Source organism: Streptomyces sp. NPDC059255 (genome assembly GCF_042752355.1).
Classification (GTDB): Bacteria; Actinomycetota; Actinomycetes; order Streptomycetales; family Streptomycetaceae; genus Streptomyces.
Map to the genome: position 1 here is coordinate 136,485 of NZ_JBHYZP010000017.1, position 26,207 is coordinate 162,691.

General features: G+C 71.8%; 25 protein-coding genes. 18 read left to right on the forward strand and 7 right to left on the reverse strand.

Going from position 1 to position 26,207, the window contains the following annotated elements; all coding sequences use genetic code 11:
- The first annotated feature begins 36 nt into the window (after positions 1-36).
- The 17 genes from ACFXKG_RS21140 (at position 37) to ACFXKG_RS21220 (ending at position 16,953) form a co-directional block, all read left to right on the forward strand.
- Complete coding sequence (locus ACFXKG_RS21140; RefSeq protein ID WP_384841047.1) at positions 37-723, forward strand: hypothetical protein; 687 nt, start codon at positions 37-39, stop codon at positions 721-723.
- Positions 716-2,410, forward strand: coding sequence for a GMC oxidoreductase (locus tag ACFXKG_RS21145; RefSeq protein ID WP_384841049.1), 1,695 nt, complete (start codon positions 716-718; stop codon positions 2,408-2,410). The genes ACFXKG_RS21140 and ACFXKG_RS21145 overlap by 8 nt, the downstream gene beginning before the upstream one ends.
- Positions 2,407-3,480: a hypothetical protein gene (locus ACFXKG_RS21150; protein WP_384841052.1), complete on the forward strand. Its 1,074-nt coding sequence runs from the start codon at positions 2,407-2,409 to the stop codon at positions 3,478-3,480. The genes ACFXKG_RS21145 and ACFXKG_RS21150 overlap by 4 nt, the downstream gene beginning before the upstream one ends.
- 174 nt (positions 3,481-3,654) lie before the next feature.
- On the forward strand, positions 3,655-3,960 hold the full coding sequence (locus ACFXKG_RS21155) for a phosphopantetheine-binding protein (protein ID WP_384841055.1): 306 nt from the start codon (positions 3,655-3,657) through the stop codon (positions 3,958-3,960).
- An 11-nt stretch (positions 3,961-3,971) separates the two neighbouring features.
- A complete protein-coding gene (locus tag ACFXKG_RS21160) occupies positions 3,972-4,994 on the forward strand; it encodes a methyltransferase (RefSeq protein WP_384841058.1) in 1,023 nt (340 codons plus the stop codon).
- A 38-nt stretch (positions 4,995-5,032) separates the two neighbouring features.
- Positions 5,033-6,088, forward strand: coding sequence for a glycosyltransferase family 2 protein (locus ACFXKG_RS21165; protein WP_384841061.1), 1,056 nt, complete (start codon positions 5,033-5,035; stop codon positions 6,086-6,088).
- The gene (locus ACFXKG_RS21170) at positions 6,085-6,648 is read left to right on the forward strand and encodes an AAA family ATPase (RefSeq protein ID WP_384841064.1); all 564 of its coding nucleotides are present in this window, start codon (positions 6,085-6,087) and stop codon (positions 6,646-6,648) included. Before ACFXKG_RS21165 ends, ACFXKG_RS21170 begins: the two co-directional genes overlap by 4 nt.
- Positions 6,645-7,421 carry a 4'-phosphopantetheinyl transferase family protein gene (locus tag ACFXKG_RS21175; RefSeq protein WP_384841067.1) on the forward strand — a complete coding sequence of 259 codons (777 nt, stop codon included), beginning with the start codon at positions 6,645-6,647 and terminating at the stop codon, positions 7,419-7,421. Before ACFXKG_RS21170 ends, ACFXKG_RS21175 begins: the two co-directional genes overlap by 4 nt.
- A 25-nt stretch (positions 7,422-7,446) precedes the next feature.
- Complete coding sequence (locus ACFXKG_RS21180; protein ID WP_384841070.1) at positions 7,447-7,737, forward strand: acyl carrier protein; 291 nt, start codon at positions 7,447-7,449, stop codon at positions 7,735-7,737.
- The gene (locus ACFXKG_RS21185; protein ID WP_384841073.1) at positions 7,734-8,906 is read left to right on the forward strand and encodes a beta-ketoacyl synthase N-terminal-like domain-containing protein; all 1,173 of its coding nucleotides are present in this window, start codon (positions 7,734-7,736) and stop codon (positions 8,904-8,906) included. Before ACFXKG_RS21180 ends, ACFXKG_RS21185 begins: the two co-directional genes overlap by 4 nt.
- Positions 8,896-9,639: a beta-ketoacyl synthase N-terminal-like domain-containing protein gene (locus ACFXKG_RS21190; protein WP_384841076.1), complete on the forward strand. Its 744-nt coding sequence runs from the start codon at positions 8,896-8,898 to the stop codon at positions 9,637-9,639. Before ACFXKG_RS21185 ends, ACFXKG_RS21190 begins: the two co-directional genes overlap by 11 nt.
- A complete protein-coding gene (locus tag ACFXKG_RS21195; protein ID WP_384841078.1) occupies positions 9,636-11,111 on the forward strand; it encodes a class I adenylate-forming enzyme family protein in 1,476 nt (491 codons plus the stop codon). The genes ACFXKG_RS21190 and ACFXKG_RS21195 overlap by 4 nt, the downstream gene beginning before the upstream one ends.
- The gene (locus ACFXKG_RS21200) at positions 11,108-12,073 is read left to right on the forward strand and encodes an ACP S-malonyltransferase (protein WP_384841082.1); all 966 of its coding nucleotides are present in this window, start codon (positions 11,108-11,110) and stop codon (positions 12,071-12,073) included. The genes ACFXKG_RS21195 and ACFXKG_RS21200 overlap by 4 nt, the downstream gene beginning before the upstream one ends.
- Before the next feature lie 89 nt (positions 12,074-12,162).
- Positions 12,163-12,852: an SDR family oxidoreductase gene (locus ACFXKG_RS21205; RefSeq protein ID WP_384841160.1), complete on the forward strand. Its 690-nt coding sequence runs from the start codon at positions 12,163-12,165 to the stop codon at positions 12,850-12,852.
- 96 nt (positions 12,853-12,948) lie between these two features.
- On the forward strand, positions 12,949-15,126 hold the full coding sequence (gene pabB, locus ACFXKG_RS21210; protein ID WP_384841085.1) for an aminodeoxychorismate synthase component I: 2,178 nt from the start codon (positions 12,949-12,951) through the stop codon (positions 15,124-15,126).
- 97 nt (positions 15,127-15,223) lie between these two features.
- Positions 15,224-15,409 carry a Trm112 family protein gene (locus tag ACFXKG_RS21215; protein ID WP_384841089.1) on the forward strand — a complete coding sequence of 62 codons (186 nt, stop codon included), beginning with the start codon at positions 15,224-15,226 and terminating at the stop codon, positions 15,407-15,409.
- Positions 15,410-15,447: 38 nt separating this feature from the next.
- A complete protein-coding gene (locus ACFXKG_RS21220) occupies positions 15,448-16,953 on the forward strand; it encodes a peptide MFS transporter (RefSeq protein WP_384841092.1) in 1,506 nt (501 codons plus the stop codon).
- An 80-nt stretch (positions 16,954-17,033) separates the two neighbouring features.
- Here ACFXKG_RS21220 and ACFXKG_RS21225 read toward each other — a convergent pair whose 3' ends face one another.
- The 5 genes from ACFXKG_RS21225 to ACFXKG_RS21245 all read right to left on the reverse strand — a co-directional run bounded on the left by ACFXKG_RS21225 (position 17,034) and on the right by ACFXKG_RS21245 (position 23,280).
- Positions 17,034-18,821, reverse strand: a complete 1,788-nt coding sequence (locus ACFXKG_RS21225; protein ID WP_384841095.1) for an ABC transporter ATP-binding protein — start codon at positions 18,819-18,821, stop codon at positions 17,034-17,036.
- Complete coding sequence (locus ACFXKG_RS21230; protein WP_384841098.1) at positions 18,818-20,635, reverse strand: ABC transporter ATP-binding protein; 1,818 nt, start codon at positions 20,633-20,635, stop codon at positions 18,818-18,820. Before ACFXKG_RS21230 ends, ACFXKG_RS21225 begins: the two co-directional genes overlap by 4 nt.
- Positions 20,636-20,708: 73 nt before the next feature.
- Positions 20,709-21,656, reverse strand: a complete 948-nt coding sequence (locus ACFXKG_RS21235; protein ID WP_384841102.1) for an aldo/keto reductase — start codon at positions 21,654-21,656, stop codon at positions 20,709-20,711.
- Positions 21,657-21,757: 101 nt separating this feature from the next.
- Entirely contained in the window at positions 21,758-22,330 is a 573-nt protein-coding gene (locus ACFXKG_RS21240) for an AAA family ATPase (protein WP_384841105.1), read from the reverse strand.
- Positions 22,331-22,398: 68 nt separating this feature from the next.
- Entirely contained in the window at positions 22,399-23,280 is an 882-nt protein-coding gene (locus ACFXKG_RS21245) for a class I SAM-dependent methyltransferase (protein WP_384841109.1), read from the reverse strand.
- 328 nt (positions 23,281-23,608) lie between these two features.
- On the opposite strand from ACFXKG_RS21245, the gene ACFXKG_RS21250 reads away from it, so the two are divergent.
- Positions 23,609-23,953, forward strand: coding sequence for a hypothetical protein (locus ACFXKG_RS21250; protein WP_384841112.1), 345 nt, complete (start codon positions 23,609-23,611; stop codon positions 23,951-23,953).
- Here ACFXKG_RS21250 and ACFXKG_RS21255 read toward each other — a convergent pair.
- On the reverse strand, positions 23,847-25,181 hold the full coding sequence (locus tag ACFXKG_RS21255) for an ATP-binding cassette domain-containing protein (protein ID WP_384841115.1): 1,335 nt from the start codon (positions 25,179-25,181) through the stop codon (positions 23,847-23,849). The genes ACFXKG_RS21250 and ACFXKG_RS21255 overlap by 107 nt on opposite strands.
- Before the next feature lie 148 nt (positions 25,182-25,329).
- Positions 25,330-26,199 carry a branched-chain amino acid ABC transporter permease gene (locus tag ACFXKG_RS21260; RefSeq protein ID WP_384841119.1) on the reverse strand — a complete coding sequence of 290 codons (870 nt, stop codon included), beginning with the start codon at positions 26,197-26,199 and terminating at the stop codon, positions 25,330-25,332.
- Positions 26,200-26,207: the final 8 nt, after the last annotated feature.

The window sequence follows — 26,207 nt, forward strand, 5'->3', positions numbered from 1 at the left end:
GGATATTATGGTCAAAGTTCCCTGAAGTTAGAAGAGTTGGCGTGGAGCTTCTTCGACGCCCACCAGGCGGAGGTGGTGCGCGAAGCGACCGCGCTGCTCATTCCCGGCCCCACCGACGCGCCGGGGGAGACCGACCCCGGAGCCCGTGAGGCGGACGCGGTGCGGTACGCCGACCGGCTGCTGGGCGCCTTCACGGCCGAACCGCCCCTCGTTTACGCGTCCGGGCGGGGCGACGGCGCGTTCCTGCCCCTGACCCCCGCCCAGCGGGTGGGCTGGCGTCGGCGTGTCGGGGAGCTCCAGGAGGCGTACCGCACCGGCATAGCTGTGCTGGACCGTCTCGCGGGCGGCGACTTCGCCGCCGCTCCGGTGGCGGCCCGGCACCTGGCGCTGCGCGACCCCGGGGCGGAGGATTTCCGGGGACTGCTCTTCGACCACGCCGTCGAGGCGACATACGGCGACCCGGTCTACAGCGGGCGCACCACGCACCGGGAGCCCCCGGCCGCCGACGGCCCCCTCCACCTGGGGATGCCCGGCCCGGCCGGCGCCCCGGCGCATCCCGGCCCTGTTCCCCGCACACGCGCCAGGACCGCGCCCGGCGACGGTGCCCGCGGGCCCGCGCCGCTGCGTCCGTACGCCGGGGAGGGTGAGGACCCTGTGCGAAGGCTGGCCCGGCACTTCACCGACGCCGCCCGCGCCGTGGCGTCCGGAGGGGCCGATGACTGAGCGCGCCGTGGTGATCGGCAGCGGCCCGGGCGGAGCGGTGGCCGCCATGGTGCTCGCCGAGAACGGCTGGGACGTCGTGGTGCTGGAGCGCGGCCCGAACCACTTCGAGGACCTGCGGGACCCCGCGCCCCGCCACATCTTCTCCGCCGACGAGATCAAGGGCCCGGTGCGCGGTTTCGAGTACCCCGACGCGCTGGCCGAACCGCGCGTCTACCAGGACCGCGCGTTCCCCGGGCCGCCGCACACCGGCTTCGTCAACGCGCTGCCCGCCGCCGTCGGAGGGGGATCGGTGCACTGGGACGCCAAGACGCCCCGGCTGTGGGACCTGGACTTCGCCAAGCGCTCCCTCCTCGGCCCCCTCCCGGACTGCCAGGTCGTGGACTGGCCGTTCGACTACACCGAACTCGCCCCGTACTACGCCGAGACCGAAGAACTGCTCGGCGTCCAGGGCGATCTGGCGGCGCTGCCGGCTTCCCCGACGCTGCGCCACGCGCCGCGCGAGGGCGGCTTCCCCATGCCTCCGGGCCCGGACCAGGAGTCGTCGGTGCGGGTCGCCGACGCGGCGCGCGGGCTGGGGTTGCGCCCGTACCCCATGCCGATGGCCGCCAACTCCCGCCCCTACGGCGGCAGACCGGCCTGCACCGACTGCGGGATGTGCTGCGGCTACGGCTGCCCGAACCAGTCGCGCGGCAGCGCGCTCCCGGCGCTGCGCCGCGCGGTGCTCGCCGGCGCGGAAGTCCTGCCGCTGTCCACCGCCACCGGGGTGCGGCACACGGGGCGCCGGGCGAGCAGCGTGGTGTACGTGGACGCGGCGGGGCGGAGCCGTGAACTGGGCGCTCAGCGGGTGGTGCTGGCCGGCTCCGCGGTGGAGAGCTGCCGGCTGGCCCTGTTGTCCGGACTGCCCGACCCCTCGGGTCTCCTCGGGCGGCATCTGATGTTCCACTGGTACTCCGTCGCGTACGGGCTGTTCCTGAACGAGCGGGTACGCGAGGACCGCGGACGCAACATCACCCACGCGCTGGACGACTTCGCCGACCCGGAGCATCCCGGAGCCCGCGATGCCGCGCGGGAGGCGGGACTGGCGTACTTCCGGGGCGGAGTGGTGGAGCTGGGTTCCAGCCCGCCGGGCCAGGTCCAGGAGGGCAGGATCTACCGTCGCCTGCTGGCCGGAGCGGCGGGCCTTCCGTACGGCACGGCATTCAAGCGGCTGATGCGCGAGAGTCCGTTGCGTGACCGGCTGCTGGGCGTCCAGATGCATGGTGAGGACGTCTCCCAGCGGGAGAACCGCGTCGAACTCGATCCCTGTACCCGGGACTGGCGCGGCGTGCCGGTGCCCCGGATCTCCTGGGCGCCGCACCACCACGAAACGACGGCCCAGCGCTTCTACCTGCCCCGGCTGGCCGCACTGCTGCGCGCCGCGGGCGCCGACGAGGTCGCGGCCGTGCCCGAGACGCGCTCCCGTGCGTTTCCCGGTGAACCGGCGACCGTGCCGGGGAACTTCCACACGCTCGGCGGCATGCGGATGGGCGAGGACCCACGCGCCGGCGTCACCGACGGCGTCGGCCGGCTGCACGCGCTGGACAACGTGTTCGTCGCCGACGGCAGCCTCTTCCCCACCTCCGGGGCGCACAACCCGACCTTGACGATCATGGCCACCGTGCTGCGGAACACCAGGAGGACGATGTGACCGACGAGCCCCCCAGCGGAACGTCCACGGACACCGCCGCCCGCCCCTACGCCTTCGACCCGGCCACCGCGCTGGGCTGGAAGAACATCGGACTCGACGGCCTCGGCTGCTTCCTGCGCTCGGTCGAGGCGGTGCTCCTGCACCGTGGCTACGGTGCGAGAGAGGTGGCACAAGGGCTGGCGGCGCCCCTGGACCTGGTGCGGCGCGGTGACTGGTACGGCCCGATGAGCGAGTTCGGTGCCTGCACCGCACGTTGGCACCTGACCAGCATCGGGACGGGTGCGCGGCAGTGGCCGCAGATCGCCGCCCTCATCGCGTCCGGCACCCCCGTGGTGCTGATGCCCGACGGCCACCACTGGCCCGGCGACGAGTACGAGGGGAAGGAGCACTTCCACCACCACATGGTGCTCGCCCACCGGCTGGACGAGGACGGCCTGCATCTGCTCGACACCGACGCCCCCGCCTCCGAGGGGTTCCGGCGAATAATTCCGGTCACCGAGGGTCTCAGACGGTCCTGCACCCGGTACGCGGTACTGGAACGCGTGGAGCCCCTGGTGGCGCACCGGCCGGAGGAACTGGCGGCCCGGCTGGTGCCCGGGTCCGTGCTGCCCCTGGCGCTGGACATCGCCGAACTGCGCGCCTTCCACGCCCGGGTGTGGTCCGGGGCACGGCTGCCTCTCCTGCTGGCCAAGGGCATGGACGTTCTCGTGCTCGGCGACATCCAGCCACAGCTCTTCGTCCTCGGGCACGCACTGGCCGGCTCGGACGACCGGCGGACGGCTGAGGTCTCGACCGCGTGCCTCGAAGCCGCCGCCCGCGCCCAGAAACTCGGATTGCTCCTGCTCGGACTGCACCGGTTCCGGGCGGAAGGTGTCTACGCGATGGCGCACGAGGAGGTCGCGATGCTGGCCGCGAGTCTCGATGTGCTGCTGGACGCGATGTGCCGGTACGCCGATGCCGTACGCCCACAGGCCGCCGGGGACGGGACCCGTCTCGTACGTCGGCTGCGCGGGGAGACGCACTGGTGTTTCGGTGAGGAGAAACCGCTGCCGGAACTGCCCTTCGGGTAGGGGGAAACGCGAAGGAAAAAGCGATGAAGCCTTGTGGAAAGGGAAAGTCCGCAGGGAGGTCCGGCGTTCTCCGATGGCATTTCCGAAGTATTTTCCCAAGGTTTGACAGCTGTTGAATATCTCTCTAGCGTATGGCCTGGGTTTTGCGTCTCAGTGCCGTGAAACGAAGGAGTCATGATGTCGCTGACCAGCGAAAACAGCTTCGAATTGCCATTGCGGAGTCAAATCTTCGATGATATTCGAAAGGTGCTGGTGGGGCAGTGTGAAACTCCGCCGGAGCGTGCGGAAACCCTCACCGAGAAGGACTCGATGTCCTCCCTCGAACTCGACTCGATCACCCTTGCGTATGTGTTCACGTATTTCGAGCAGAGGCATGACCTGACCTTCGAGAACGACGACATCGACCCGATGCGCTACACGACCGTGGGCGAACTCCTCGACACGCTCGTCGACCGCGTGGCCGGACCGGACGCCCGGTGACCGGAAGGGCCGTGACGCCCCCCGGCGCCGACACCGACGCGACGGCCCCCGACGACCGGCTGCTGATGGACACGTACATGTCCCAGTACCGGCTGCCCGCCCTGGCCGTCGCCGACCGGCTCGGCATCTTCTCCGTGCTGTCCGAGGAGCCCGCGTCCGCCGAGGACCTTGCCCGTACCCGCGGCCTCGACACCCACGGCACCACCGTGCTCCTCTCCTTCCTGACCGCGCTCGGCTTCCTCGCCGTGCATGGCGCGAAGTACCACCTCACCCCCTCCGCGGGCGCCTTCCTGCTGCGGGGCGCCGCGCGCTACTGGGGCCCGATGCTCGGTCTCGGCTGGGACGAGAGGTGCACAGCCGTCCGCCACGTCGTCAGCAACGGCGGCTCGCACGGCTACCGGGGAAAGGCCATCTGGGAGACGCACGAACGCTCCCCACACCACGGCGAACTCTTCGCCCGCGCCATGCACGCGCACTCGGCGGCACCCGCCGCGGCGCTCGCCGCCCACCTGGACCTGTCGGGCTGCACCTCGCTGCTGGACGTCGCGGGCGGGGTCGGCACCTTCTCCATGGCGCTGGCCCGGCGCAACCCGTACCTCGAGACCACCGTCATGGACCTGCCCGTCGTGGAGGAGCCTGCCACGCGCGTCCTGACGGACGCCGGACTGACAGACCGCGTCACCCTGCGCCCCGGGGACATGTTCACGGACCCCTGGCCGGCCGGCCAGGACCGGATCCTCTTCGCCGACGTCCTCAGCGACTGGGACGACGAACGGACCCGCGAACTCATGGACAAGGCGCGCGAGGCCCTCGCCCCTGACGGCCGCCTGCTGATCCACCAAGTGCTGCTCGACGACTCACGCCACCTGTCCGCGACCGCCGCCGGATACTCCATGGCCCTCGCCGTCATGACCGGAGGACGGCTGCGGACCCTGCCCGAAATCGCCGCCCTGCTCGAAGAGGCCGGATTCCCGCGGTGTGAGGCCACCCCGGTGTACGGCCACTACGCACTGGTCACCGCCCGACCCGACTGACCTGCACCGGCCCTCACCCGTACGCGAACGGAGCAGACATGGATACCTCGCCCCGCGTCACCGCCGTCATCACCAGCCGGGAGCGCTTCTCCTACGCGGAGGAGTCCCTGAAGAGCTTTTCCGAGAACACCGGTGTCCCGTGCCACGTGGTGTACGTGGACGTCAACTCCCCGCGTGAGCGCTGGGAACGCCTGAAGCGGCTGAGCGACGCGCACCGCTTCACTGCCGTGCGCGTCAACAAGTACGTGTCCCCGAACTGCGCCCGCAACATCGGACTGCGCTATGCCCAGGGGGAGTACGTCGCCTTCCTCGACAACGACGTGGAATACACCCCCAACTGGCTCGAACCCCTCCTCGCCTGCGCCGACGAGGAGAAGGCCGCGATGGTCGGACCCCTCTACCTGCACGGGCCGCTGGATGAGCAGACCGTACACATGGCCGGCGGCGACATGGAGTTCTCGGGCACCTGGGGGACCAGGAGCTTCGTCCAGACCCAGCGCCACTTCATGAAGCACATCTCCGAGGTTCCCGCCGAGGAGCTGAGGCGACAGCAGTGCGACATCATCGAGTTCCACTGCGCGCTGGTGCGCCGCTCCGTCCTCGACCGGGTCGGCGGCATGGACGAGGGACTGCTGACCACCCGTGAGCACCTCGACTTCAGCCGGCGGGTCCTGGACGCGGGCGGCACCGTGTGGTTCGAACCCTCGTCAGTGATCACCTACCGGATGCCACCGCCGTTCGCACTGACCGACCTGCCGTACTTCATGCTGCGCTGGAGCGACGCCTGGACGGCCGACACGCTGAAGCACTTCGCCAACAAGTACGGCATCGAGCCCGCCTACGTGGAGCGCGTCACCAAGAACCGCAAGGGACGCCAGTGGCTGCTGTTCGAACAGATCAAGCAGTACCTCCCCGACGCCCTCGGCGAGACGGGCACCAAAGCGGTCAAGCGCGCCTTTCAGAAGGTCGAGCCGATCGGCAACCGCCTCCTCGTGGAACTCATGACCTTCCGTGAGCCCCCGCTCAAGTGGCAGGTCCACCACGGCTCCGGCAGCGCGACCCGTGAACCGTCCGCGGCCGGAGCCGTCGCGTGAACGAGGCCTCACACGACTCCGGCCGGGGGCGGGTGTTCGTCCTCACCGGCATCCCCGGCAGCGGCAAGTCGACGGTGAGCGCGCTGCTGGCCCGGCGCTTCGACCCGGCGGTGCTGATCGAGGGCGACGTGCTGCGCCGCCTGGTGGTGACCGGCCGGGCCGAGATGACCCCCGCCCCGTCGCCCGCCGCGCTGCGCCAGTACGGTCTGCGCCTGCGCCACCTGGCCCACCTCACCCGTTCGTACGCCGCCGAGGGCTTCACCGTGGTGGCCGAGGACAACCTTCTCGGCCGGTACCTGGAGGAGTTCGTCGGCCTGCTGGGCGACGTACATCCGAGGCACGTGATCGTGCTGGCACCCGACAGCGACACCGTGCTGCGGCGCGACGCGGGCCGGGCGGCCCGGGCGTACGGCAACGGCGGCTGGGGCGCCCCCGAACTGGACCGGGTCTTCCGGCGGGACACCGCACGGCTCGGCCTGTGGATCGACACCTCCGGGCAGAAGGCGCAGGAGACCGTGGAGGACATCCTGGCACGGCTCGACGAGAGCGAGATCCCGTGACGGAGCTGCCGACGGGCCCCGCGGCGGCGACCGAGGCCCTCACACACCCGCGCAGCCTGGCCCGGCTCGCGCGCTGCGGGCCGCCGCCGGAGGACGGCTCCGCCGATGTGCGCCAGGCCGTGGTCAGCCCGGAGTTCGCCCGGCACTGCTCCGGGCTGCTGAGCCCCGCCGAGCGGGCCAGGTCGGCCCGGATGGGCCTCCGGGCCCGGGACCGGTTCACCGTCGCGCGTGGCCTGCTGCGCTCGCTGCTCGGCGGCCGGCTCGGCCTGCACCCCGCGCGGGTGGGGCTGCTCACCCGCTGCCCCGGGTGCGGCGGAACCGACCACGGTCCGGTGCGCCTGGCACCGGACGGGCCCGACTGGCGGATCTCCGTCTCCCATGCCGGTCTCCTGGCGGCCGTCGCCGTCGACTACGCCGGCCGACCGGTAGGCGTAGACGTGGAGACCGCGGCCAGGACCGTCGACCTGCGGGGGCTGGAGCCCAGGCTGTTCGATTCCGCCCAGCGGCGCCGGCTGGCCGGGCTGTCCCCGTACAGCCGCCGGATCGCGCTCCTCGGGGCATGGACGAGTGCCGAGTCCTACGCCAAGGCGTCGGGCACCGCCCTGGGCCACGCGCTCGGCCGCATCGGCGCGAAGGTCGACGCCGACGGACGGGTGAGCGTCGCCCGCCCCGGCGACCTGGAGGGCTGGGCGGTGCGTGCGCTGCCGGCCGGTGCCCCCGGCCATGTCGCGGCCGTCACCGGCCGCGAGGGCACGCACGTACGAACCCACTGAGCGGGACACACGAGAGGGGAGACGGATGCGGCACACACACGACGGCCAGGACACCACCGGGCGGCTGGAGAGCCTGGTGCGCGACCGGCTGGCCGACCGGATCGGTGAGGACCTCGCGAGAAGCGTCGGGCGGGAGGAGAAGTTCCACGACCTCGGCATCGACTCCCTCGACATCGTCACCGTCCTCGCCGCACTCGAACGCGAGTGCGCAGTCGACCGGATCGCCGACGGCGAATTATGGGACATCGCCGACACCGTCGACGCGCTGGTGCGCTACCTGTCCGAGCACGGCCGCCCACCCGCGGAGCAGCCGTGAACGCGGTGCCGCGCGGCCGGGACACCGCGCCGTCCGTCGCGGTCACCGGACTGGGCGTGCTCTCGCCGGGCGGGGCCGGTGTGGACGCGCTGTGGCGGGACTGCGAGCGGGGCACCGCCGACTTCCGCACCATCGAGCACTTCGACGTCTCCCGCACCGGAGCCCGGATCGCCGGATTCGTACCCGCCGACGCACCCGACGCACCCGCCCCGGGCCGGCCGGGGAGGCTGCCGTACCTGCTGCACCGGGCGACGACCGACGCCCTGGCCGACGCGGAGGCACGCACGGGACGCCGCGGTGTGCCCACCGTCCTGGTGCTCGGCAGTACCGACAGCGGAGACTGCCCCTCCGCGGAGGCGTGGCGCGACTGGCGCGACGGCCGTTCCCCGAACGCCGGCGCGGGCTGGACCCCGCACTCCGCACCCGCGTGGGACGCACCGGTGATCCAGGTCGGCAACGCCAGCGCGGCCGGCGCCACCGCACTGGGCGTCGGCGCGGACCTGCTGCGCGACGGCACCGCGGAACGGGTCCTGGTGTGCGGCGTGGACACGGTCACCGAGACCGCCTATCAGGGGCTCGCCTCCCTGCGCACACTCAGTCCCCGCGGCTGCCGCCCATTCAGCACCCGCCGCTCCGGCATCCGGGTCTCCGAGTGCGCTGCCGCCATGGTTCTCGAGTCCAGCTCGCCGCACGCCTACGCCCACCTGCGCGGCTGGGGCGGCAGCAACGAGGCCAGCCAGGCGGCCCGACCCGACTTCGAAGGCGTGGCCAAGGCGATCCGCCGCGCCCTGCGGGACGCCCGCACCGAACCGGAGGAACTCGGCTACGTCAACGCGCACGCCGCCGGAACCCGCCACGGCGACGTGGCCGAACTCCGCGCGCTGGAAGAAGTGCTGGGCGAACGCCTGCCCCGCATCCCCGTCGTGAGCACCAAGGCAGCGCTCGGCCACTGCCAGGGGGCCGCAGGCACTGTGGAGGCGATCGTGACCGTACTGACCCTGGTTCGCGGCGAGGTGCTCCCCACGCTCGGCCTGGAGGACCGTGACCCGCGCTGGGACCACCTCAACCTGGGCGACAAGAGCCCCGACCACCCTCCTCGGACCGCCATGACCATCTCGTGCGGCCTGGGCGGCTCCAACGTCGCGGTGGTGTTCGGCCGTGAGGCGTGACACCGCCCGGATCGCCGGGACCGCCCTGCTCTCGGCGCCCCGGCAGATCCCCCCGATGCCCGGGGACACCGACGACCTGCCCCGCATGCCGCTGGCGGTACGCGACGTGCTGGGCCCCGAACTCCTCGCCACCGCCCGGCAGGCGCTGGACGCCGCCGGGATCACCTCCGAGGACGCCCGCGAACTGGGCTGTGTCACCGCCTCCCACCGCGCCACCGCGGCCACCGCCACGTACATCGCCGAGGTGCTGGACGGACCGGGCCCCCGTTGGCTGGCACCGGAGTGCTTCCTGGACTACTCGCCGCACTCGCTGACCGGACGGCTCTGTATCGAACTCGGGCTCGACGGCACCGCGATCACGCTGACCGGCCCCGCCGGAGGAGTGGACGCGCTGGGCTACGCGGCCGGGATGATCGCCTCCGGGCGCTGCGCGCGGGTCCTGGTCGCCACCGCGCACTGGCCGCTTCCCGAGGTGCCGGGGGACACCACCCCCACCACGCTGAGCACCGCGGCCGTGGTGCTCAGCGCCGACGGCGGCTGGGGGACCATCACCGACTGGCGCCCCGGCGGCGGCCACCCGGCCGTACGACCCCGGAACGACGCCGGCGACGAAGGCGGCACCGGCGCGCCCTTCGCCGCGCTCGCAGACTGGTACGCGCGGCGGCCGTCGAACGGCATCGAGCTGTACGGCGGCGGGTCCCGCGTCGCCCTCGTACCGGGAGCCGGCGCATGAGCGCGGCGCCCCTGGCCGCGGCCCTCGCCCGGTGGGCCGCGCACACCCCGCACCGCCCCGCGCTGGAGCACGAGAGCGGTGCCGTCACCTGGGAACAGCTGAACGCACGGGTCACCCGGGCCCGCGCCCGGTACCGAACGGCCGGCGACCGGGTGCCGGGCCGACGTGTCGGCATACTCGGGCGCAATCATCCGGACACTGTCGTCGCCCTGCTCGCGGTGGCCGCGAACGGTGCCGAACCACTGCTCTACGACGCCCGTGCGACCGCCCACGAACGCGGCCAGGTGGCGGCCCTCGCCGGCGCCACCACCTGGCACACCCCGGCCGGCGAGCCCGCCCCGACGCCGGCCGGCCCGCCCGTAACGGCGTCCGCCGTTCCCGTCGCTCCAGGGCCCGCCTCACCCGTGTCCTTCGGGCACGCACCGGCCGGACAGCAGCCGCCCGCGCGGTACTTCGGCCTGGTCACCTCCGGAACCGGGGGCCTGCCCAAGGTGGTACGCAAGCCCTGGGACGCCACCCTCACCAACGCGGCGGCCTTCGCCGAAGCCGCCGGTTACCGCGCCGACGACCGCATTCTCTGCACCACCCCGCTGCACCACGCCTACGCCTTCGGTGTCGCCCTGCTGCCCGCCCTCCTCACCGGCGCGACGCTGGTGCTCGCCCCGCACCCCGCCACCCCCGCGGCACTCGCCGCCGCACTGCGGCGCAGCGATGCCACCGTCGTGCAGAGCGTGCCGTTCCTCTACCGCTCGCTGCTCGCCGTCGGCGAACCGCCGACGGCTCCCGCGCCGCGGGTCTGCGTCAGCGCGGGCGAACCCCTCCCCGCCCAGCTCGCCCGCGACTGGCTCAAGGCCGCCGGTGTCCCACTGCGCGACCAGTACGGGTGCACCGAGTTCGGCCAGATCGCGTACACCGTCGGCGACCCGGGCGGGCCGATGCGTCTCATGCCCGGCGTCGAGGCACGGCTGCGCACCGAGGACGGCAGTTGGGCCGTGCACGACCCGGACGCCTCCGGCGAGCTGTACCTCCGCCATGACGGCGGACCGGTCATCTACTGGGGGCTGCCCGACCTCAGCCGTACGAGCCACATCGACGGCTGGTTCCGGACCGGGGACACCGGACGGCTCCCCACCCCCCGCACCGTCGTGGTCGAGGGCCGGACCACCCGCCGCATCTCGGTGGCCGGCCGCAAGGTGGACCCCGACGAGGTGGAACGCGCCGTCCTGGCTGCACCCGGCGTGACCGAATGCCGGGTCGCGGCACCACCGGAGGGCACCGAGGGACACGGCGATCTCTTCGTGGCGTTCCTGGCCGTCGAACCCGGCGTCACCGAGACCGAGGTGCGCCGGCACGTCGCCCGGACCCTGTCCTCGTACAAGGTGCCCACCCGCTTCGACCTGCGGGACACGCTTCCGCGCACCGGGTCGGGCAAGGTGCATCTGGCCCGCCTGTGGGGGGAGTTGAGCGCATGACGGTCCTCGACGACATCTCCCTCGGCCGCTACGCCCTGGTCTTCCCCGGCGCGGGCTCGCACCTGCCCGCGATGGCCCGCCGGCTGTGCCGTTCCTTCGGCTCCGCCGCCGACGTGCTCGAACGCGCCCGGAAGGCGACCGGTCTCGATCTCGTACGGCTCTGCCGCGCAGGGACCCCGGCCGAGCTGGCGCCACCGGAGATCTCCCACCCGGCGGTCGTCGCGACCGCCCTCGCGGCCGCCGCAGCGCTGCGCGAACACACCGGAACCCACTGGTCACCGCCCGCCCTGGTCGGCGGCCACAGCCTCGGACACTTCGCGGCGCTCGTCGAAGCCGGTGCCCTCGGTTTCGATGACGCCCTGCGCCTCGTCACCCGGCGCGCCCGGCTGATGGGGGAGGAGGCCCGCCGCAGGCCCGCCCTGATGGCATCCGTCAGCGGCCCCGGACCAGGCCGGGTGGCCGACTGGTGCGCCGCCTGCCCCGCGGCCCTGGGCGTGGTGGTGCCCGCCTGTTTCAACGGACCGGCGCAGACGGTCGTCTCCGGCGACACCGCGGCGGTGCGGTGGGTCACCGAGCGCGCCGCGCGGGAGCAGGACGTCCGGGTCCGGGAGCTGACCGCGGGCGTCGCGTCCCACTCGCCGCTGATGGACCCCGTGCAACGGGCCATGGCCCCGGCACTCTCCTCCGTACCCCTGGCCGAGCCCCTCGTTCCCGTCCTGCTCAACGGTGACGGCAGGGCCGCCCTCGGCACCGGCGAGCTGCGTGAGGACCTGCTGCGCCAGCTCTCGGCCCCGGTGCGGTGGAACGACGCGATGCGCACGGTCGTGGACGCCGGCGTCACCACCGTCGTGGACACCGGCCCCAACCAGGTGCTCGCCCGCGCCGCCCTCCTGCACCCCGAACCCGTCGCCGTGGCGCTGAACTTCATGCAGCCCCTCGAAAAGGCGGTGCCGCTTCCGTGAGCCACCGTCACCTCCGGCCGCAGGACCGGACCGCCGAGGACACACAGGGGGCGCCGGTCCCCAGGGACGAAGGCGCCGGGCGCTCCGCCCTGGTGATCGGCGGCAGCCGGGGCATCGGCCTGGCCGCCGCACACGCCCTCGCCGCCCAGGGACATCGGGTGACCGTCGCCTCGCGCGGCGGCGAAGGACCCGACGGCTTCGCGGCCGTGCGCTGCGACGTGTCCGACCCCCGGCAGGTCGACACGGCGTTCACTCGCGCCGAGGAAATGCAGGGCCCCGTGCAGATCCTGATCTCGGGGGTCGGTATCCGTGCGGACGGCCTGCTCATGCGGACCGACGAAGCGTCCTTCCGGCGCGTCGTCGACACCAACCTCACCGGATCCTGGCGTGCCGTGCGCCGGGCCGCTCCCTCGATGGTCCGCGGCGGCTGGGGCCGGGTGGTCCTGATCTCCTCCGTCGCCGCCGCACTCGGCATGGCCGGGCAGGTCTCCTACGCGGCCTCCAAAGCAGGCCTGACCGGACTGGCCCGCAGCGTCGCCCGCGAACTCGGCCCGGACGGAGTGACCTGCAACGTGGTGCTCCCCGGCTTCGTCGACACCCGGCTCACCTCCGGCCTGCCCGCGCGGCGCCGGGACGGCATCCTCGCCGGCACCCCGCTGAACCGGGCGGCACGCCCCGAGGAGATCGCCGCCGTGGTGGCCTTCCTCGCCTCGGAGGCGGCGAGTTACGTCACCGGAGCCGTGGTGCCGGCGGACGGGGGGCTGGCCATGGGCCACTGACGCCCGGCACGGGCCACCGGGCACCCCCGCCGCCCGACCGTCATCCGTTCGCGGGCCCGCCCCGCCGTCGCCGTTCGAACCGCACCAGGAGCCCTCATGCGGACGCTGCTCGTGGACAACTACGATTCGTACAGCTACAACCTCTACCAGCTCATCGCCCGGACGACGGGGGTGGAGCCCGTGGTCCTGCGCAACGACGACCCGGCGCTGCGGCAGGTGGACCCCGACGCCTTCGACGGCCTGGTGATATCCCCCGGGCCGGGGCACCCCGGCCGGCCCCGTGACCTCGGACCGGCCGCCGACCTGCTGTCCGGCTCCGGGCTCCCCACCCTCGGGGTGTGCCTGGGGCACCAGGGCATCGCACTGGCCACCGGTGCCCGCGTGCACCGGGCGCCGGTGCCCCGGCACGGACACCTGAGCCCGATACGCCACCGGGGCGAGGGCCTCTTCGCGGGACTCCCGCAGAACTTCACCGGGGTCCGCTACCACTCGCTGGCCGTACCCGAACCCCTTCCCGCCGCCCTGGAGGCGACTGCGTGGGCCGAGGACGGCGTGGTGATGGGACTGCGCCACCGCACCCTGCCCCAGTGGGGCGTGCAGTTCCACCCGGAGTCCGTTTCCACCGAGTTCGGCGCGGAACTGATTGCCAACTACGCGCGCCTGGCCCTCGCCCACCGCGACGCGTCCGTGTCCGGGGCGCGCAGCACCCGCCGCCGGGCGTCCGGCCCGGCGGGGAGGACGAACCGGGGCGACGGCGCCCGGCGGGGCGGCGGGCCGTACCGGCTGCACGTACGCCGGCTGGGGAGGGAACCGGACACCGAGAAGGTCTTCCGCGCTCTGTTCGCCGACTCCCCGCACGCCTTCTGGCTGGACAGCTCACGAGTGGAACCGGGCCTCTCGCGCTTCTCCTTCCTCGGCGACGCCTCCGGACCCCTGGCCGAGACCGTGCGCTACCGTGCGGACTCCGGCCACGTCGAGGTGACCGCGGCCGACGGCACCATGATCAAGGTCGCGGGCACCGTCTTCGACCACCTGCGCGACCAGCTCGCCCGCCGCCGGACCGAGGCATCCGGCCTCCCCTTCGACTTCGCCTGCGGCTACGTCGGCTACTTCGGCTACGAACTGCGCGCCGATTGCGGATCACCGCTCGCCCGGCCGTCCACCGCCGACGACGCCGGGTGGATCTTCGCCGACCGGCTGGTCGCCGTCGACCACGAGCAACGGACGGCCTACCTCCTGTGCCTGTCGCGCCGTGACCGCGCCGACCAGCAGCGCGCCGAGCTCTGGCTGCGCGAGACCGGCTCACGCATCGCCGCGCTCCCGCCGCACTCCGCGCGCGTAACCGCCCCGGGTTCCGTCGCCCCCGCCCCGCCGGACCACTGGCTCGCCCGGGGCCGGGAACAGCACCTGGCGGACGTGCGCCGCTGCCGCGAGGAACTGCGCGCTGGGGAGAGCTACGAGATCTGCCTGACGAACACGCTCACGGTCCCGGCCGACGCCGACGCCCTCGCCGCGTACACCCGGCTGCGCCGCCTCAACCCGGCCCCCTACGCGGCTTATCTGCGGTTCGGCGAGATGGAGGCGGCCTGCTCCTCACCGGAACGCTTCCTGCGTATCACCACCGACGGGGTCGTGGAGAGCAAGCCCATCAAGGGCACCGCACCGCGCGGCTCCGACGCCGCCTCCGACGCGCGGCTGAAGGAATCCCTCGCCACCGACCCCAAGACCCGGGCCGAGAACCTGATGATCGTCGACCTGCTCCGCAACGACCTCGGCCGCCTCTGCGAGATCGGAACCGTCCATGTGCCGCGCTTGATGCATGTGGAGTCGTACGCGACGGTGCACCAGCTCGTCTCCACCGTGCGCGGCACGCTGCGCCCCGGCGCGGACGCCGTCAGCTGCGTGCGCGCCTGCTTCCCGGGCGGTTCCATGACCGGTGCCCCGAAGCTGCGGACCATGGAGATCATCGACCGGCTGGAGGGCGCACCGCGCGGCATCTACTCCGGGTCCATCGGATACCTGGGCCTGGGCGGTGGCGCGGACCTCAACATCGTCATCCGGACCGCCGTCCGGTCCGGCGGGCAATGGACCGTCGGAGCCGGCGGCGCCATCGTGCTCGGCTCCGACCCGGCCGAGGAGTACCGGGAGATGCTGCTCAAGGCCGGAGCGCCGGTGTCGGCACTTCTCCCCGAGGACCCGCTCGACGAACCGTCCCCCGCGGACGCCGTACGCGAACATCCGCCCGCACAGGCGCCGACACCGTACCGGGCGTGACCACCGCGGTCCGGCACCACCGAGCACACCCGAGCCCCGGGGACCCGGCATCGGAGCCCCGACAACCTTGGATCCGGCAACACGAAGGAGAGTCACCATGATCGAAACCCGTCTGCTCGACATACTCGCCTGCCCCGTCTGCACCCAGCGGCTCGAACTCGCCCCCGACAACAGCCGTATGACCTGCATCGGCGACACCTGCTCCCGCGAGTACCCGGTGGTCGACGGGATCCCGGTCCTCGCCGTCGGCGCGCAGCCCCCGACGTCCCCGGCGGCCGGCTGAGTTCCGGCCGGCCGGTATACGCGGGGGAGGAGGACGGGTTGAAGGCGCAGGACACGGCCCCGGCCCGGAGGGCCAGGGCACGGCACCCACGAGGACTGCTCACGCTGTGGAGCATCGAGATGTGGGAGCGGTTCAGTTTCTACGGCATGCGGGCGATCCTCGTGCTCTTCCTCGCGGCGTCGCCCGACGTCGGCGGACTCGGCCTCGCACCGCACGTGGCGGCGGCGGTCTTCGGTGTGTACGGGGCGCTGGTCAACCTGCTGGCGCTGCCCGGCGGCTGGTTCGCCGACCGGGTCCTCGGTTCGCACCGGGCCGTCCTGTCGGGCGGAGCGGTCATCACGGCGGGACACTGTGTCCTGGCGCTGCCCGTCGGCGCTGCCGGCACCTACTGCGGCCTGCTGCTCGTCGCCGCTGGAACCGGCATGCTCAAGCCCAGCATCTCCACGATGGTCGGCAGACTGTACGACGCCGAGGCCCGGCCCGAGAGCGACACCGCCAAGGGCGCGGCCCGGCGCGACGCCGGGTTCTCGCTGTTCTACATGGGCATCAGCGTCGGGGCCTTCGCCGCACCGCTGGTCACCGGCTTCCTCGGCGAGCGCGTCAACTGGCACGCCGGGTTCGGGGCTGCGGCGGTCGGCATGCTCATCGGACTCCTCATCTGCCTCAGGAGCGGCAGCCGGCTGCCGGACACGGTCCGCCGGCCGGTGCGGACCGCCACTCCGGACGGAACCAGGAGCATGCTCGGCGCGTGCGGCGGCGCGCTCGCCTTCGTCGGCGTGGCGCTCGGCGTCAGCACGCTGTTCGGCAGGGCCTTCACCGACGGGGTCATCCAGGCCATCACGTTGCTCACCATTGTCATCCCGGTCGTCTACTTCACCTCGATGTTCCGCGCGGCCGGGCTGGATCCGGTGGACCGCAGCAGGCTGCGCGCCTACGTGTGGATTTTCCTGGCGGCCGCCATGTTCTGGATGATCGCCGAACAGGGTGGTTCCCTGATCAGCCTGTTCGCCCGCGACCACGTCGACCGCACGCTGTTCGGCTGGGAGTTCCCCACGAGCTGGTTCCAGTCCCTGGGCCCGCTCTACAGCATCCTGCTTGCCGGGGCGTTCGCCGTGCTGTGGCTGCGTATGGGCCGCCGCCAGCCGAGCACCGCGGCGAAGTTCGCCCTCGGCCTGTTCGGACTGGGCCTGGCGACACTGATCATGGCGGGAGCCGGGCTGGCCGCGGCGGACGGCGGACGCGTCTCACCCATGTGGCTGCTGGGAGCCTTCTTCGTCCAGATCATGGCCGAGATGTGCCTCAGCCCGACCGGTCTGAGCGTGACCACGCGACTGGCACCGGCCCGCTTCGCCAACCAGATCATGAGTCTGTGGTTCCTGTCCGTCGCGATGGGCAGCGCACTCAGCTCCCAGGTCGTTCAGCTCACCACCGTGTGGTCGGCCGCGACCTACTTCGCCGTACTCGGCACCGCCGCGCTGCTCTGCGCCGGTGCGCTCGCCGCCGGACGCAAGAACCTCAGCAGGCTTATGCGCGGGGTCTCCTGACGCTACCTGGGCGTCCCGGCGGCGGGTACCCAGGCCCTCACGGAAACCAGGGCCGGGGCACCCGCCGCCGGCACGGCGGATCAGGATGCGCCGGTGCCCGACGTCGTCGCCGACATCCACGCCGCGTACAGCTCGGCGTACCGCCCGGGGCGCGCGACCAGCTCATCGTGACTGCCCTGCTGGACGATCCGCCCGCCGTCGAAGACCAGCACCTGGTCCGCCGCCCGCGCCGTCGACAACCGGTGCGCCACCGACACGGCGGTACGGCCCCGGGTGGCTTTTTCCAGGGCTTGCTGGAGCCGTTGCTCGGTGGCGGGATCGACTGCGGACGTGGCCTCGTCCAGCACCAGCAGATCCGGGTCGGCGAGATAGGCGCGGGCCAGTGCCACCAACTGCCGCTCGCCCGCGGACAACGCTTGGCCGCGCTGCCCCACCGGTGTGTCCAGACCCTGCGGAAGCCCCTGGCACCAGCTCTCCAGACCGAGAGTGGCCAGCGCCTGCCGCACCTCGTCGTCGGACACCCCGGGGCGCCCGTACCGGATGTTGGCCCCGACCGTGGTGTCGAACAGGAAACCGTCCTGCGGCACCATCACGACCCGTCGGCGGAGTGAGGAGAACCGCACCTTCGTCAGCGGCACGCCGTTCACCGCGACCCGGCCCGAGGACGGGTCCGCGAGACGGATCAGCAGCTTGGCGAAGGTCGACTTGCCTGACCCGGTCTCACCCACGACGGCCATTCGGGTGCGCGGCGCGATGTGCGCCGACACTCCGTGCAGCACCTGCGGACCGTCCGGGTACGCGTAGCCGACATCCTCCAACCGCACCTCCATCGGGCCCCGTTCGAGCTCCACCCCGGCCTCCCCGGGGTCGGCCACATCGACAGGCGTGTCCACGACCGCCAAGGAGCGCCGCCAGCCGGCCAACGCGTTCTGGAGCTCGTTCAGCACCTCCGTACTCATCTGGGCAGGCCCGATGAACAGCGTGACCAGGAACAGGAACGCCACCAGCTCACCGGCCGTCAGATGCCCCTGAATGCCCAGCACCACGCCCAGACTCACCACGCCCCCGATGGCCAGTGCCGCCGCGACCTCGCCGCTGGAGAGCGTGACGGCCACCAGCCGCTGGGCACGGCTCTGCGCCCGCCGGTGCTCCTCGACGGCCGTGTCGATACGCCGTCCGATCAGGTCGCCGGCGCCGTACGCATGGATCACCTCGACCCCGACCACCGCCTCCCCCGTCGCGGCGAGCATGTCGCCCGCCCGGGCCCGTACCCGCCCGTAGTGCTGCGAGAGCCTGCGCTGCATCGGCGGCGACACCAGCAGCAGGGGTACGAAGACCGCCCACACCATCAGCGTCAGGCCCCATGAGTAGGCGAACATCACCGCGCTGCCCACCACCAACTGGCACAGGCTCACCAGCAGCATCCCGCCGAACTGGAGGAAGGTGCTGAACTGGTCGACATCAGCGGTGACCCGCGCCACCAGGTCGCCGCGCCGCTCACCACTGAGAGCGGGGGCCGACAGATCGTGTACCCGCTGGAACGCCTTGACACGCAGTGTCGAGAGCCCCGCCTCGGTGCTGCGGTAGAGGCGGTAGTTCATCCGGTACGTCACCCAGGCCGTGAACATCACCGCCACCGCGCACACGCCCACCGTCGTCAGGACGAAGCCGGTACGCGGTTCCCCGGGCGCCTGGAGCCCCCCGTCCAGCGTGATCTGGACGGCGATCGGGACCACCACCCTCCCCGCCGCGGCGAGGAGGGCCAGCCCCGCCACGACGAGGAGCCCCTCCCGCAACCCCGGGGAGACCTGGAGCGCCCGCCGGAACGTGGCCGTGGCGGTCCTGTGCTCCGTGCCGATCCGGCTCATGCTGTCCGCTCCTTCTCCGCCCTCGCGCCACCGGAGCATTCCTGACCGGCCGTCTGCTGCTCCTCGCGCTCGTACGCGGTGACCAGCGCCCGGTAGCCGTCGCAGCGCGCCAGCAACTCGTCGGGCGTTCCGCTGTCCAGGACGCGTCCGCGCTCGATGTAGACCACGTGGTCGGCGAGCGCGATGGTGGCCTGCCGGTAGGCGACCAGGACCAGCGTGGACGGCACCCGCGCCTCCCGCAGGCGTCCGAGGATCAGGCTTTCGACCTGCGGATCGATGCTCGACGTCGCGTCGTCGAGGACCAGCAGCCGCGGTCTGCGCACCAGGGCACGGGCCAGGGCGACACGCTGGCGCTGGCCGCCGGAGAGCGTGGCACCCCGTTCGCCGACCCGGGTGTCCAGTCCCTGCGGCAGCGACCGCACGACACCGGCGACCTGCACTGCCTCCAGCGCCTCCCATACCCGCTCGTCCGGAACCTCCAGGCCGAGCAGCACATTGCCGCGCACCGTGTCGTCGAAGAGCAGGGCCTCCTGCGGCACGAACGCCACGGCCGAGGAGACTTCACCGGACCGCATCTCACGGGCGTCCTTGCCGTCCATCAGGACATCGCCCTCATGCGGGTCGACGAGCCGCACCATGAGCGCCGCCAGCGTCGACTTGCCGGAGCCGGTCGGGCCGACCACGGCCACGGTTCGTCCGGAACCGACCCGAAGGGTCACGTCGTGCAGCACGTTGCCACCGTCGTAGGCGTAGCTCACGCCCCGCGTGTCCAGGCTGATCGGACCGGCGTCCGAGAGCCGCAGCTCGCCCATGGGCTGCTCGCCCTCGGCGTCCAGGACGTGCCGTACCCGTGACCAGCCCACGGAACTGCGGGGCAGTTCGGCCAGCACCCAGCCGAACGCCCTTACCGGGAAGGCGATCATGGTGAAGAGGTAGGACACCTGCACGAGTTCGCCCACGTTGATCGCCCCGGCCGCCAGCCGCACCGTACCCACGGCGAGCACGGTGAGGATGCCGAGGTTGGGCAGGGCGTCGAGCACCGGGTCGAAGCGGCCGCGGGTGCGGCCCACCTCGACGTTGGCATCGCGCAGCCGTTCCGCGGCGACGGTCATCCGCTGTGTCTCGTGGGCCTCCAGACCGAGCGTCTTGACGACGACGGCACCGTCGAAGCTCTCGTGCGCGATATCGCTGACCTCGGCCCGCAGGCTCTGCGCGCGTGCCGCCAGGGGCGACAGTCTGCGCTGGTAGAACACATTCAGCAGACCGATCGCGGGAAAGACCAGCAGGCTCACCCCGGCGAGCACCGGATCCACCAGCGTCATGGAGACGATGGCGGCGAGCAGCATGACCACCACGCCGATCGCGGTGGGCAGTGGCACGATCGGCGACCACGCCGCCTCCACGTCCGCGTTGACGTTGGAGAGCAACTGCCCCGCCGGGTGTCGCCGGTGCCAGGAGAGGGGGAGCCGCAGATAGCGGTGCACGACCTTGCGGCGGTACGTGGCCTGGAGTCGGAACTGCATGATGCCGGCTCCGACCCGGCGTCCGATGACGCCGACCACGCGGAGCATCGCCACCCCGAAGATGGCGAGTCCGGCGCCGACGAGCGCGGCCGTGGTGGTCCGGCCGGTGTCGAACGCGGGCAGTACCACGCCCTCGGTGATCCGGCCCAGTACCCAGGAAGTGGCGACCGGAGCCACGCCGTAGAGGCAGCTGGCCAGCAACGCCGCGGTGAAGATCCACGGTTCCTCACGTACGGCGACGGAGAGGACTCCCAGACCTCTGCGGAGGGTGGACCTGTCGGTTCCGGACACGGAGAGGTTCCTTTCGTACGGCGTCCGCGTAGCTCGGTGGCGCGTGGGGGCGCCGTGCCGACCGCGTACGGGATCATTGGCGGGCTCCGGCCGGTTCCGGCAGGGCGTCCAGCAGCGCCAGTTCCGCGTCGTCCAGCCGGACGCCGGCGGCGGCGATGTTGTCCGCCAGGTAGCGGGGGTTCTTGGTGCCGGGGATCGACACCACGTGCTCACCTCGGGAGAGCACCCATGCCAGGGCGACCTGCGCGGGGGTGAGGCCACGTCGCACGGCGACCTCGCGCACACTCTCGGCGAGCGGCAGGTTCGCCGCGAAGTTCTCCCCCTGGAAACGTGGAATCGTCCGCCGGAAATCGTCGGCGGGAATGTCGTCGGCCGAGCCGAACCGGCCCGCGAGAAAGCCCCGGCCGAGCGGGGAGTACGCGATGAGCATGATCCCCTCCCGGGCGGTGAACGGCAGCAGTTCCGCCGCCCTGTCCCTGGTCCACAGTGAGAGTTCGCTCTGCACCGAGGCCACCGGGTGCACGGCCTGGGCGCTGAGGACCTGGTTGGGTGTCACGTCCGACAGGCCCAGCATCCGTGCCTTGCCGGCCTTCACCACCTCGGCCATGGCCTCCCAGGTCTCCTCCAGCGGCACCTCGGGATCGACCCGGTGCAGTTGGTACAGGTCGACGTGGTCGGTGCCCAGCCGGCGCAGGCTGGCGTCGATCGCCGCACGGATGTGTTCGGGGCGGCCGTCACGTCGCAGCCGGGTCCCACCGGCGACGAAGCCCACCTTGGTGGCCAGGAACGCCCGCTCCCGGCGGCCGGCGAGCGCGCGGCCGACCAACTCCTCATTGGTGTGGGGGCCGTAGACGTCGGCGGTGTCGATCAGGGTGGCGCCGAGATCGAGGGCGCGGTGGATCACGGCGACCGAGGTGGTGTCGTCCCGCCCGGCGGGATCGTAGGCGTACGACATGCCCATGCAGCCCAGGCCGATGACGCCCACCGGCTGCCCGTCCGATGCTGTTCGAATGGTGCGCAACGCGGTTCCTCCTCGGGGGCGTTGGAGTGCGCACGGGGAGACCGGACCGGCCGGACGCGCAGGGGAACCTCCGTCGCCGGCCGGTCCGGCCGATGGGTCGTTCAGGAGACGGCGCCCTCGGTCCAGGCCCGGTCCAGGATCTCGTCGACCGTCTCGTCGACGGTCTGCGAGGAGGTGTCGAGCCAGAGCCCGATCCGGGGCGTGCTGTCCCGCAGCACCTTGTCCAGGTCGCGCGGCTGCCAGTTCGGCCCGTATCCCGACTTGGCCCGCTTCTCCTCGCGCGCCGCGACGGCGTCCGGGTCGGGCGAGAGCACGACGACGGCCAGCGGACGGCTGGTGATGGACTCGGTGATCTCGGCCAGGTGCTCACCCAGCAGGATGTCCTGGACGATGGCGGTGAACCCGGCGCGGCAGTACGCGTCGGCGGACGCGGCGGCGAGCTGGTGCCGCAGTCTGAGCTGGGTGAGGGCATCCGGCGGCGGATCGGCCGTCATGTGCACCTGGCCGTTGACGATCATGCGGCGGAAGAAGTCACCGCGCACATGGACGGAACGGGTTAAACGCTCGGCGAGTGCCTGCGCGACGGTAGATTTCCCCGCTGCGGAGATGCCCGAGATGACGATGACGCCGGGTTTTTCTCTGTCCTGGGGAGATGCGGTGGTGTTGTTGGTCATGAGCGGAAGGAGTTCCTCTCTGGTGAGCCGCCGCGTGAATGGCGGGACGGCGGCAACGTGTCGTGTCGCTAGGCGCGTTCGAGGAAGAGAAGGTCCATCGAAGCGGGCCGTTCGGTGGAAATGCCCCAGGTGCCGAGTCGAGGCTCCCGACGCATGCGCAGACCATATCGTGCCGCCACCGCCTGAATGTGCTCCAGACGATAGGCGATGGCGTATGTCGGTTCTTCTTTCGAATGCACGAAGTAGTCGTCGTGATCGTGCGTGAAGCTGAACGCGGTGTTGCCGCGGGAAATGTTCTCGGCCACCTTGTCGTCCACCAGGTAGGCGGTCGCGAAACACTGACCCCCGGGCCGGAGCACTCTCGCGGATTCCGCCAGATAGTTGTCCATCTCCTCCGGTAGCAGGTGACTGATCAACCCGACCAGGGCGGCGAAGTCGAAGGCCGCGTCGTCCGCAGGGAAGCGGAAGTCGGACGCGGAGAGGGTGCCCTCGGGGTTGTAGATCTCCTGGCGGATGTCGACGTGCTCGAAACGGAAGTTCGGGTGGCGGGAAGTGATCGCCGAGCTGCACCATTCGATCGCGTGCGGCACGATGTCGAAGCCCAGGTACGAGCCTTCGGTGAGCACATCTGTCAGGGGTACCGCGATGCGGCCCGCTCCGCAGCCGGCGTCCAGCACGTCGTGGGACGGGCTCATGCCCAGTTCGTCGCGCATATAGGCGGTGATCTCGCTGCCGACCTTGAGGAAGTCGCCATTGCCGATGAAGCGGCGGTAGCGGCGGGGCGGCAGGAGCTGGTGCTGCCTGCCGCGCGCCCGATCCAGCAGATCCAGCAGGTGGAGCCCCGCGCGGAAACCGGAGCCGCGTAATCGCTCGACGGCTCCGGCCCGGCGGAGCGACGAGGTGTATTTCGTCGCCCTGAGCGACTTCAAGTCGGACTTGTTGCCCGGCACAGGTAAATCCTCTCCGTGGTCTCGGGAATCGATGTCGAGGCGGAGCGGCGCCCTCGGCCCGACGAGGGTCTGTGCCGCCTCCGTTTACCTCCCGGAAGGAGCGCGACAGGCACTCCTCTCCACGTGATTAGGATGTCGATCCGTCAGGCGCCGGTCAACAGCGCCTCAGGCCCCGAATCCGCCGCCTTCATCTTCGAACGTCAGTGCCGAGGTTTCGGGGAAAAGAGAGAAGGGGTGAGAGGGAGGAGAGTGTGCGCCGTTCATCTTACTAAATTAACGGGCCGCGATTTCCGGCCAATTGTGGCATGGGCCCCCGGTAATGCCCGCCATGCACCGCCGCATCGTCGACCAGTACGCGGAGGCCTTCGACGGCGTCCGCTTCTCCATCACCCCGTACAACCTCGGCTACACCGGCCGCAGCCCCGGCATGGACCGCGACACCTACGTATCGGACCTCGCCGCGGCCCTGGCCACCTACCGGCCGCTGCTGGACCGCCTCGGCCACGGCGCCGCCACCGCCGCGTGCGAAGTCCGCGCGACGCTCGCCACCGAGGAATACGACGACCTCACCGACGGCGGACAGGAAATCGGACATGTCGACTGGATCGACTACCGCAAAACTGGTGAACTGCCGATCTTCCCGCCGATCGGCGCGGGGCGGTGTGCGCGGTGACTTTGCGACGGGTGCAGAGGACGTTCTCCAGAACGGTCAGCTCGGGGAACCTCCCGGCGTGCTGGAGAGTGCGCCCGATGCCGAGCCCGCGGCGGGCGGTGGCACTGGTTTTCAACAGGGGCCTGCCGTTGTACAGAGCCCGGCCCGACACGCGTCTGCCTCCGACGAGCCCGGACAGGACGTTCACCAGCGTCGTCTTGCCGGCACCGTTGGGGCCGATCATAGTGAGGGTCTCGCCCGCACGTACGGACATCGAGGTTCCTTCGAGTGCCGTGAGGCCTCCGAAGGTGACCGCCGCCTCGTCAAGTCGGAGCAGTTCCCGAGCGTCCGCGCCCGGTGCGGGAACGGACCCCGGTGGTTCTTCGGTGGTCTCGGGAGCGGTCGGGGCGTGCGACGGTGCGGGCCGCCGCAGCAGCCGGCGCGCCGTACGCCCGAGGAAGAGCACTACTCCACCCGGCAGGAACAGCAGCGCGGCGATGAGCACGACGCCTTGGAGGATCGGCTGCGGCACCCCCGCGCTGTCGGCGGCCGTTGGTGCCCATGTCAGGTACGCACCGCCGACGACGGCGCCGAGCAGCGTGCCCGCGCCACCGAGTACGCACGCGGCGATCAGCGAGATCGCCAGAGCCGGCGAGAAGGGGTCCGGGCTGACGAACCCGACGACGAGGGCCAGCAGGACACCCGCCAGCGCGGCGAACGCGGCGCTGACGGCGGAGGCCAGGGCGGACTGGGCCTCCGGCGCGATGCCGATCGACCGCGCTTCCATCGGGTGGGACTTGGCGGCGACCAGCCGCACACGCAGGGCACTCGGCCGGGCCGGCGCTGCCACCGCAAGAGCGATGCCGGCCCCGCCCACCGCGATGTACTGCGCCTGAGTGCCCGCGCTGGCCAGCGTGCCAAGGCCCAGGGCGCTCTCCAGCTTCGCCATCGAAATGCCCTGGTCGCCACCGGTCACGCTGGTCCACCGGCCCATGACTTCGAGCGACACCATGGTGAAAGCGAGCGTCAGCAGGGTCACGTACAGCATCGAGAACCGTGCGCCCGCAGCTCCCAGGAACGCCCCGGGGGCCGCACCGCACGCGGTCGCGCCGAGCACCACGACCTCAAGTGACCAGCCGTGGGTGCTGCCGTACGCCGCGAAGTAGGCGCCCAGGGCGAAGAGCGCGGGATGAGCGACCGACCAGATACCCGCCCAACCTGCGAGCAGACCGACCGAGAGGACGAGCACGGTGTAGACCGCCGCGAGTCCGACGCTGTACGCCTGGTACGGAGGGATTGCCCCGGCGTTCAGCCGGACGATGAGTACGGCTGCGGCGAGCGGCCGAGCGCCGCCCTGGCGAGACTGGCACGACTGACGACAGACATGGACCGCCTCTTCAGACCCGCTGGAACGTGCACACGCCGAACAGCCCCTGAGGGCGGATCAGCAGCACGAGAATGGTGAACGAGAACACGAAGGTGTCCCGGTAGCCCGCCGAAACATAACTTGCGGCCAGGTTGTCCAGAACGCCGATGGTCAGCCCGCCGACGACGGCGCCGTACATGCTGGTCAGCCCGGTGAGGAAGATCCCGGCGAAGGCGCGGAACAGTGGCGCGCTGAGCACTGTCGGCACCGGCCCGGCCCGGGGGGCGTAGAGGAAAGCGGCGAGCGCGGCGAGGCCGAGCCCGAGCGCCCAGGCGATCCGTGCGATGCGCTGCGCACCGAGGCCGAGGATCTGCGCGGTGTCGGCGGACTCGGCGACGGCGCGCATGGCGGAGCCGATCGTGGTGCGGCCGAAGAGGTACGCCACCATCGCCATCGCGACGGCCGCGACGCCGATGGTCAGCAGACTCTGCGTGGGTATCGAGTAACTCCCGAGCGATACCGAACCCTCCACCAGGCTTGGGAAGAGCCGCGGCTGGTCGTCCCAGACCGTGCTGATGACGCTGTCCGCGATGAGCGAGAGGCCCATGGTCATGACGAGCGCCGAGAGCAATTCCCCCTGCGCGAGCGGCCTGATCACCACTTCACGGGCAGCCAGGCCGACCGTCGCGGTCACGGCGATTGCGGCCACCGCGGCCAGCGGCAACGGCAGGCCGCTGCTGTACAGCGCCAGGGCGGCGTACAGACCCACGGTCGCCAGGCTGGCGAGCGCGAAATTGCCCACGTCCGTCGCCCGATAAATGACCACTAGGCCGAGGCCCATCAGGCCGTACACCGCACCACCGGCGAGACCGCTCACCAGGACGACCGGAAACTGATCCACGTCGACCG

Bases quoted from the DNA above. Each gene is read 5' to 3' on its own strand.
- ACFXKG_RS21145 (WP_384841049.1), top strand. From the start codon at position 716: ATGACTGAGCGCGCCGTGGTGATCGGCAGCGGCCCGGGCGGAGCGGTG.
- ACFXKG_RS21155 (WP_384841055.1), top strand. From the start codon at position 3,655: ATGATGTCGCTGACCAGCGAAAACAGCTTCGAATTGCCATTGCGGAGT.
- ACFXKG_RS21165 (WP_384841061.1), top strand. From the start codon at position 5,033: ATGGATACCTCGCCCCGCGTCACCGCCGTCATCACCAGCCGGGAGCGC.
- ACFXKG_RS21180 (WP_384841070.1), top strand. From the start codon at position 7,447: ATGCGGCACACACACGACGGCCAGGACACCACCGGGCGGCTGGAGAGC.
- ACFXKG_RS21195 (WP_384841078.1), top strand. From the start codon at position 9,636: ATGAGCGCGGCGCCCCTGGCCGCGGCCCTCGCCCGGTGGGCCGCGCAC.
- ACFXKG_RS21200 (WP_384841082.1), top strand. From the start codon at position 11,108: ATGACGGTCCTCGACGACATCTCCCTCGGCCGCTACGCCCTGGTCTTC.
- pabB (WP_384841085.1), top strand. From the start codon at position 12,949: ATGCGGACGCTGCTCGTGGACAACTACGATTCGTACAGCTACAACCTC.
- ACFXKG_RS21215 (WP_384841089.1), top strand. From the start codon at position 15,224: ATGATCGAAACCCGTCTGCTCGACATACTCGCCTGCCCCGTCTGCACC.
- ACFXKG_RS21225 (WP_384841095.1), bottom strand. From the start codon at position 18,821: ATGAGCCGGATCGGCACGGAGCACAGGACCGCCACGGCCACGTTCCGG.
- ACFXKG_RS21240 (WP_384841105.1), bottom strand. From the start codon at position 22,330: ATGACCAACAACACCACCGCATCTCCCCAGGACAGAGAAAAACCCGGC.
- ACFXKG_RS21250 (WP_384841112.1), top strand. From the start codon at position 23,609: ATGCACCGCCGCATCGTCGACCAGTACGCGGAGGCCTTCGACGGCGTC.